The organism is Mesorhizobium sp. M7A.F.Ca.US.005.03.2.1 (assembly GCF_003997795.1).
Taxonomy (GTDB): domain Bacteria; phylum Pseudomonadota; class Alphaproteobacteria; order Rhizobiales; family Rhizobiaceae; genus Mesorhizobium; species Mesorhizobium ciceri.
The window spans coordinates 1-7,057 of the sequence record NZ_RZRP01000281.1 but is presented as its reverse complement, the minus strand read 5'-3'; the positions used below and the strand labels follow the sequence as shown (position 1 = coordinate 7,057).

Sequence of the window (7,057 nt, the reverse complement as noted above, 5' to 3'; positions counted from 1 at the left end):
GTGTATTCCGACAGGCCGTCGATGCGGCCGGCATTCTTCAGATCGTCGGACACCTGCTTCATGAACTCCGACAGGATGAACACGGCAAGCGGCAGGCCTTGCGCGGTGTAGACCAGGATCAGCGCCGTCAGCGTGTTGACCAGCCCGCTCGCCACCATCAATTGCAGGATGGCGACGGTGCCCAGCCGGATCGGGATCATGATGCCGAGCGCCAGATAGAGCCCCATCAGCGAATTGCCGCGGAAGCGGTATTCCGACAGCGCAAACGCTGCCATGGCGCCGAACAGGAGCACGAAGAACAGCGAGGCGACGGTGACGACGAGGCTGTTCTGGAAATAGTGGAAGAAGTCGCCCTGGCCGATGACGGTGGTGTAGCCGATCAGGTCGAAGGTCTTTGGCGTCGGCGGCGTCAGCGGCGCGCCGAAGATGCCGGCGCGGGACTTGAACGAGTTCATGATCACCAGGATCACCGGAAACAGCGCGATCACCGTGTAGGTCAGCAGGATCGCATGGGCGCCGATGGTGCGGGGCACGGAACGGGTGGCGGTGCTCATCTCTCGGCCCCTCAGAACTGGTAGCGACGCAGGCGCGTCTGGACGAGGAAGAGGTAGACGCAGACGCCGCCGAGGATGATCAGGAACATCATCGTGGCGATCGCCGCGCCCATATTGGGGTCGCCGACCTGCAGCTGGAAGCCGAAGAAGGCGCGGTAGAGGAAAGTGCCGAGAATATCGGTCGAATAGTTCGGCCCGGCGAGCGCGCCTTGCGCGGTGTAGATCAGGTCGAAGGCGTTGAAATTGCCGACGAAGGTGAGGATCGAGATGATGCCGATCGACGGCAGGATCAGCGGCAGCTTGATCTTCCAGAACTGCGCCAGGCCGGTAATGCCATCGCATTCGGCGGCCTCGATCACCTCTTCGGGGATCGACAGCAGGGCGGCGTAGATCAGCATCATCGGGATGCCGACGAACTGCCACACCGAAATCAGGCTGAGTGCGGTGAGCGCATATTGTTCCTTGCCGAGCCATGGCGTGAACAGGCTTTTCAGGCCGACGAGATCCATCAGATGCGGCGCCACGCCCCACAACGGGGACAGGATCAGCTTCCAGGCGAAACCGACGATGACGAAGGACAGGATGGTCGGCACGAAGATCGCCGTGCGGTAGAAGGCCGCGAACCTCAGTCTCGGGCTGGACAGAAGCGCGGCCAGCATGACGCCGATCGGGTTCTGCACCAGCATGTGGATGATAAAGAACCAGGTGTTGTTCCTCAGCGCGTTCCAGAAACCCACCGACCAGTTGGGATCGCCGAACAGCATGCGGAAGTTTTCCAGCCCGACGAAGACCTGGTGCTGCTCGATGTTGCGGAACAGCGAGAGCTGCAGCGTGCCGGCGAGCGGCAGGATCATGATTGCCGTGTAGACAAGCACCGCCGGCGCCAGGAAGACGCCTATATGCCAGCGGAACGGTCTTTTCGCTCTGATATCTGCGGCCATGAGTTCGGTCCCCGCCGTCTCTCGGTTCCAAAGGGTATCGATCTAGATGATGCCTCGATGCACGGCCCGACCATTCCTGCCGATGCGGCAGGAACAAAGGCCTGCGACTGATCAGCTAGCCTTCCCCGAAGAGAGGGTAAGGCCGGGAGGCGGTGCCGACAATCGCAATCCGAATAGGCTTTGAATGAGGTAGTCCGGAACCGGCCAGGCGTGCGCCAGGCCGGTTCCGTTGCCTGAGCTCTTACTTGGCCGGATGGTACCAGCTATCGAGGCCGGTCTGCAGCTTCTTGGCCGCCGCTTCCGGCGTATCGGTGCCGTTGATGACGTTGGCCGATTCAACCCAGGTCTCGTTCTCGAGGTTCGGCGTGCCGCGCGACAAGATCTGGTAGGTCGAGCGGATCGTCGACTTGCACTTGCCGCGCCAGGAGACGAATTCCTGCGCCAGCGGGTCTTCCATCTTCACCGGCGAGGAGTTCAGGCTGAAGAAGCCCGGCAGTGCGTTGGCGTAGATGGTTGCGAAATCCGGCGAGGCGACCCAGGACAGGAAGGTCTTGGCCGCATCGGCGTTCTTCGAAGCCGCATTCAGGCCCATGCCGATATCGGTATGGTCGGAGATGTAGCAGGTGTCGCCGGCCTTCTCGACCGGCGGCGGGAAGGCGCCCATCTTGAACTGCGCCTGGGTGTTGAACAGGCCGATCTCCCACGAGCCGGCCGGGTAGATGGCGGCGCGGCCGAGCGTGAACAGGTTCTGGCTGTCCGGATAGGTCTGCGCCTCGAAGCCATCGCCGAGATAAGGCTTCCACTTGGCCAGTTCCTCATACGGCGCGACCCAGTCCTTGTCGGTCAGCTTCTGATCGCCCTTGATCAGCGCCGCGCGGCCGTCCTCGCCCTTCCAGTAGTTGGGGCCGATGTTCTGGTAGCCCATGGTCGCGGCTTCCCAGAGATCCTTGGTGCCCATCGCCATCGGGATGTAGGTGCCGTCGGCCTTAATCTTGTCGAGCGCGGCGAAGAACTCGTCGCGGGTCTCCGGCACCTTGATGCCGAGCTTGTCGAAGGCGTCCTTGTTGTAGATGAAGCCGTGGATGACCGAGGCCATCGGCACGCAGAAGCTCGCCTTGCCGTCGTCGGTCTGCCAGGCGGACTTGGCCACCGGCGAAAAGTTCTCCATGCCAGGCAGCGCCGAGAGATCGGCAAGGTTGCCCTTCTTGAACAGCTCAAGCGACTTGTCGAACGGGCGGCAGGTGATCAGGTCGCCCGCCGAGCCGGCGGCGAGCTTGGCGCCGAGCGCGGCGTCATATTCGGTCGGAGCCGAGGGTGCGAACACGACCTTGATGCCCGGGTTCTTGGCTTCGAAAGCCGGGATCAGCTTGTCCTTCCAGATGGCAAGGTCGTCGCCGCGCCAGCTTTCGATGTTGAGCGTTACGTCGTCGGCGTGAGCCAACCCGGCCGAGCCGAGAATGCTGGTGCCCAAAAGCAGTGCCGTCAGTAGTTTCGTTGTCATGCTCAGTCTCCCTGTTGACCTTTTTCAGGTTCGGTTTTGATGAGAACAGAGGCTTTTGAGCCCTTGCTCCCCTCTATAGCGGAAAGGGCCGGCCGCAACTTCTGGCCGGCCTCTTCCAGTATCTTCTGCGCCGCGTCAGTGCTGTCGGCGCCGGCGGCGAGCAGAATGGCGGTCTTGACCGCGCCGCCGCTCTTTTCGAGCAGGCGGGCCGCTTCGTCCGTGCCGCGGCCGCTGACGGCGGCGACGATACGCGCCGCGCGGTCGCGCAGCTTGATGTTGTCGGCCATGAGATTGACCATGTAGCCGTCATGCACATGGCCGAGATGGATGGCGGTCAGCGTCGACAGCATGTTGAGCGCGATCTTCTGGGCAGTGCCGGCGCCCATGCGCGTGGAGCCGGCGATCAGTTCCGGCGGCGTTTCGAGCAGGATGGCGGTTTGTGCCTGGCGCAGCAGCGCAGAGTCCCTGTTGTTGGCGATGCCGATGGTGGCAGCGCCGCGGCGGGCAGCCTCCTCGATGGCCCGCACGGCATAGGGCGTCGTGCCGCTGGCGGAAATGGCGATCAGGCAGTCGCCCTTGCCGAGGCCGGCCTCGGCGACCGCTGCCGCGGCTTCCTCGGTGTCGTCTTCCGGCCCGCCGGCCAGCGTGCGGAAAGCGTCGTCGCCGCCGGCGATCAGGATGGCGATGCGGTCGCGGTGAATGCCGAAGGTGCCCGGCAGCTCCAGCGCATCGGCCAGTGCCATCAGGCCTGAGCTGCCGGCCGCGGCGTAGGCAAGCTTGCCGCCGCCCTTCAGCCTGCCGGCGATGATCTCGGCGGCCCTGGCGATGGATGGAATGGCATGGCGCACCACCTTGGCGGCTTCGATCTGCGCATCGGCCAAATAGGAAAGGATGGCGTCCGGAGGCTGGATATCCAGCCCCTCGGCATTTTTGTGAAGCGCTTCGGTGCGCGTTTCGGCCATCCCGGTTCCTCCAATACCAGAACAATACCAAAAAAATACCACTTGTCCACACGCATTAACGAATTCGCGGACTGGAAATCGCTGAGCGGCCGAAATACGCAGATTTTTCAATAAAATACGGCTTAAACTTTTTGAAACGGAAATTAACCCTTGGCTATTGGTATTTTATTGGTATTATCCGCCCGGAGGAGAAATCAACGTGAATTTCGTGCTCGGAATCGATGGCGGCGGCACCAGCTGCAGGGCCGCCCTGGCAACGGCGGACGGCACGGTGATCGGCCGCGCCAAAAGCGGCGCCGCCAACATCCGCACCGACCTGACCGGCGCTCGCTCGAACATCGTCGAGGCCGCCAGGCAGGCGTTCCTCGTCGCCGGGCAGGATCCGGAACTGATCCCGCGAACGCCCGCAATTCTCGGCCTTGCCGGCGCCAATGTCGGCACCTACCGGCAGCAGCTCGAGGCGATCCTGCCATTCAGCATCAGCCAAGTCGAGACCGACGCCGAAATCGCGCTGGAAGGCGCTGTCGGCGCCGGTGACGGCGCCATGGCGATCCTCGGCACCGGCACCGCCTATATGGCGCGCAGACAAGGCAAATCGCGCGCCATCGGCGGCTGGGGCTTCCAGGTTGGCGACCAGGGCAGCGGCGCCCGTATCGGCCGCGACCTGCTCGAACAGACACTGCTTGCCTATGACGGCGTCCGCGCGGGCTCGCCGCTGACGCAGAGCATGCTGGCCGTCTTCCGCAACAACCCGGAGGATGTCGTCGAATTCACCACCAATGCCAAGCCCGGCGATTTCGGCGGCTTCGCACCCAAGGTGTTCGAACACGCCGAGAAGGGCGACAGCGTCGCCAACTGGATCCTCGACAAGGTAGTTGCCGATGTCGAAGCCTCGCTCGGCGCGCTCGATCTCGCCGACGACGCGCCGCTGTGCCTCCTCGGCGGGCTGGCGCCGCTCTACGCGCCGCGCCTGTCTGCCCGCTACCGGGCGCTGCTGAAGCCGCCGCTCGACGACGCGCTGGGCGGCGCGGTGCAGATGGCGGTTCGCCTCCTTGCCGGACACGCGGAGGCAACTCGATGAGCGAGGCCGCCGACCAGATCTTCGCCACGCTGAAACATCAGGCGCAAAGCGGCGCGCCGCTTTATCTGCAGTTGCGCAAGAGCATCGAGGACGCGGTCAATCGCGGCCTGATCGGGCCGGGCGACGCGCTGCCCTCCGAGCGCGACATCGCCACCAAGGCCGATATTTCGCGGGTCACCGTGCGCAAGGCGGTGCAGGACCTGGTCAAGGGCGGCATCCTGGTGCAGCGCCACGGCTCCGGCACCTTCGTGGCGCCGCGCATGGAGCGTGTCGAACAGTCGCTGTCGCGGCTGACCTCGTTTACCGAGGACATGGCGCGGCGCGGCATGGTGGTGCGTTCGGCATGGCTCGACCGCGGCCTTTACGCACCTTCGCCCGACGAAATGATGGTGCTCGGCCTGTCGTCGAACGAACTGGTGGCGCGCGTGGCGCGCCTGCGCATTGCCAACGACACGCCGCTGGCGATCGAGCGGGCCTCGCTGTCGGCCAGCGTGTTGCCCGACCCGGCCGACATAGGCTCCTCGCTCTATGCCGCGCTGGAATTGACCGGCAATCGGCCGGTGCGGGCGGTGCAGCGCATTTCCGCCGCCAATCTCGGCGACAGCGACGCGCGCCTGCTCGAGGTGCCGCCAGGCATTGCCGGCCTGCACATCGAACGTATTTCCTATCTGGCGAGCGGCAAGGTGATCGAATTCACCCGCTCTATCTACCGGGGCGACGCCTATGATTTCGTCGCCGAACTGCGGCTGACAGGGCCGAGCGAAGAGGGCCGACCATGAGCACGACAGAGCCGACCATGTCGACAGAGATGACCCATATGCGGCGCGAGATCGAGGAGGTCCCGCAGGCCGTCGCCCGCCTGCTCGACGGCTCCGGCGCCGTGCTGACCGAAGCCGGGCGCGGCATCCGGGAACGCGACCCGCAGTTCGTCGTCACCGTGGCGCGCGGCTCGTCCGACCATGCCGCCACCTTCATGAAATACGCCGTCGAGCTGACGGCGGGCCTGGCCGTCGCATCGGTCGGGCCGTCGATCGCCTCGATCTATGGCCGCAAGCTCAGGCTCGCCGGCTCGGCCTGCCTGGCGATCTCGCAATCGGGCAAGAGCCCCGACATCGTCGCCATGGCCGAAACCGCGCGGGCGGGAGGCGCGCTGACCGTCGCCATCACCAACACCGCCGATTCGCCGCTGGCGCGTGCCTCGGACTATGCGATCGACATCCTGGCCGGCCCCGAGCGCAGCGTCGCGGCCACCAAGACCTTCATCAATTCGGCCGTCGCCGGCCTCGCTCTGATGGCGCATGCCACCGGCGACGATGCGCTGCTGGCGGCGCTTGCCCGCCTGCCGGAGCATTTCGGCAAGGCGATCGCCTGCGACTGGATGAGCGTGCTCTCTGAGACGATCGAGAAGCAGAAGTCGTTGTTCATCCTCGGCCGCGGACCGTCGGCGGCGATGGCCAATGAGGCTGCGCTGAAATTCAAGGAGACCTGCGGCATGCATGCGGAAGCCTACAGCGCCGCCGAGGTCATGCACGGCCCGCTGGCGCTGGTCGGCCCCGATTTTCCGGTGCTGGCGCTGGCCGCGCGCGACGCGTCCGAACCGTCGATTGCCGAGGCCGCCGACAGCCTGGCGGCCAAGGGCGCGCCGGTGTTCGTCACCTCGGCACTTGCCCAACGCGCCGTGCGCCTGCCGCATGTCGCCACAGGCCATCCACTGACCGATCCGCTGACGCTGATCGTCTCCTTCTACATGTTCGTCGAGGCGTTTGCCCGCCATCGCGGTCTCGACCCGGACACGCCGCGCAATCTTCGCAAGGTGACGGAGACCGTATGAGCAATCGCTTTGCCCTGACTGGCGCCCGGATTTTCGACGGCGACGATTGGCATGAAGGCCACGCGCTGGTCGTGCGCGACGGTCTCGTCGAGGCCATTTTGCCCACGGGCGCCGTCCCCTCGGACATCGCCCTCGTCGACGCCGGTGACGGCCTGCTGGTGCCGGGTTTCGTGGACCTGCAGGTCAA

Annotated in this window: 7 protein-coding genes and 1 pseudogene; 4 read left to right on the top strand and 4 right to left on the bottom strand. The window is 64.9% G+C overall.

Going from position 1 to position 7,057, the window contains the following annotated elements:
• The 4 genes from EN991_RS16995 to EN991_RS16980 all read right to left on the bottom strand — a co-directional run.
• Positions 1 to 554 (bottom strand): carbohydrate ABC transporter permease (locus tag EN991_RS16995; RefSeq protein WP_164769136.1); only part of this gene is annotated, 554 nt, incomplete at its 3' end.
• A gap of 11 nt (positions 555 to 565) precedes the next feature.
• The gene (locus EN991_RS16990) at positions 566 to 1,495 is read right to left on the bottom strand and encodes a sugar ABC transporter permease (RefSeq protein WP_027161161.1); all 930 of its coding nucleotides are present in this window, start codon (positions 1,493 to 1,495) and stop codon (positions 566 to 568) included.
• 241 nt (positions 1,496 to 1,736) lie between these two features.
• Entirely contained in the window at positions 1,737 to 2,996 is a 1,260-nt protein-coding gene (locus tag EN991_RS16985) for an ABC transporter substrate-binding protein (RefSeq protein WP_013528574.1), read from the bottom strand.
• A gap of 2 nt (positions 2,997 to 2,998) precedes the next feature.
• Positions 2,999 to 3,958 (bottom strand): N-acetylmuramic acid 6-phosphate etherase, encoded by a 960-nt coding sequence (locus EN991_RS16980; protein ID WP_127369173.1) that lies wholly within the window; start codon positions 3,956 to 3,958, stop codon positions 2,999 to 3,001.
• 199 nt (positions 3,959 to 4,157) lie between these two features.
• On the opposite strand from EN991_RS16980, the gene EN991_RS16975 reads away from it, so the two are divergent.
• From EN991_RS16975 to EN991_RS16960, 4 genes and pseudogenes are all read left to right on the top strand, one after another.
• Positions 4,158 to 5,039 carry an N-acetylglucosamine kinase gene (locus EN991_RS16975; protein WP_127369172.1) on the top strand — a complete coding sequence of 294 codons (882 nt, stop codon included), beginning with the start codon at positions 4,158 to 4,160 and terminating at the stop codon, positions 5,037 to 5,039.
• On the top strand, positions 5,036 to 5,818 hold the full coding sequence (locus EN991_RS16970) for a GntR family transcriptional regulator (protein WP_063169682.1): 783 nt from the start codon (positions 5,036 to 5,038) through the stop codon (positions 5,816 to 5,818). Before EN991_RS16975 ends, EN991_RS16970 begins: the two co-directional genes overlap by 4 nt.
• Before the next feature lie 17 nt (positions 5,819 to 5,835).
• Positions 5,836 to 6,870: an SIS domain-containing protein gene (locus tag EN991_RS16965; RefSeq protein WP_024502148.1), complete on the top strand. Its 1,035-nt coding sequence runs from the start codon at positions 5,836 to 5,838 to the stop codon at positions 6,868 to 6,870.
• Positions 6,867 to 7,057 (top strand): annotated as a pseudogene (locus EN991_RS16960) (N-acetylglucosamine-6-phosphate deacetylase); the annotation flags it as partial. The gene EN991_RS16965 and the pseudogene EN991_RS16960, both read left to right, overlap by 4 nt.

Coding starts and splice junctions, on each gene's coding strand:
- EN991_RS16990 (WP_027161161.1), bottom strand. CDS start 1,495: ATGGCCGCAGATATCAGAGCGAAAAGACCGTTCCGCTGGCATATAGGC.
- EN991_RS16985 (WP_013528574.1), bottom strand. CDS start 2,996: ATGACAACGAAACTACTGACGGCACTGCTTTTGGGCACCAGCATTCTC.
- EN991_RS16980 (WP_127369173.1), bottom strand. CDS start 3,958: ATGGCCGAAACGCGCACCGAAGCGCTTCACAAAAATGCCGAGGGGCTG.
- EN991_RS16970 (WP_063169682.1), top strand. CDS start 5,036: ATGAGCGAGGCCGCCGACCAGATCTTCGCCACGCTGAAACATCAGGCG.
- EN991_RS16965 (WP_024502148.1), top strand. CDS start 5,836: ATGTCGACAGAGATGACCCATATGCGGCGCGAGATCGAGGAGGTCCCG.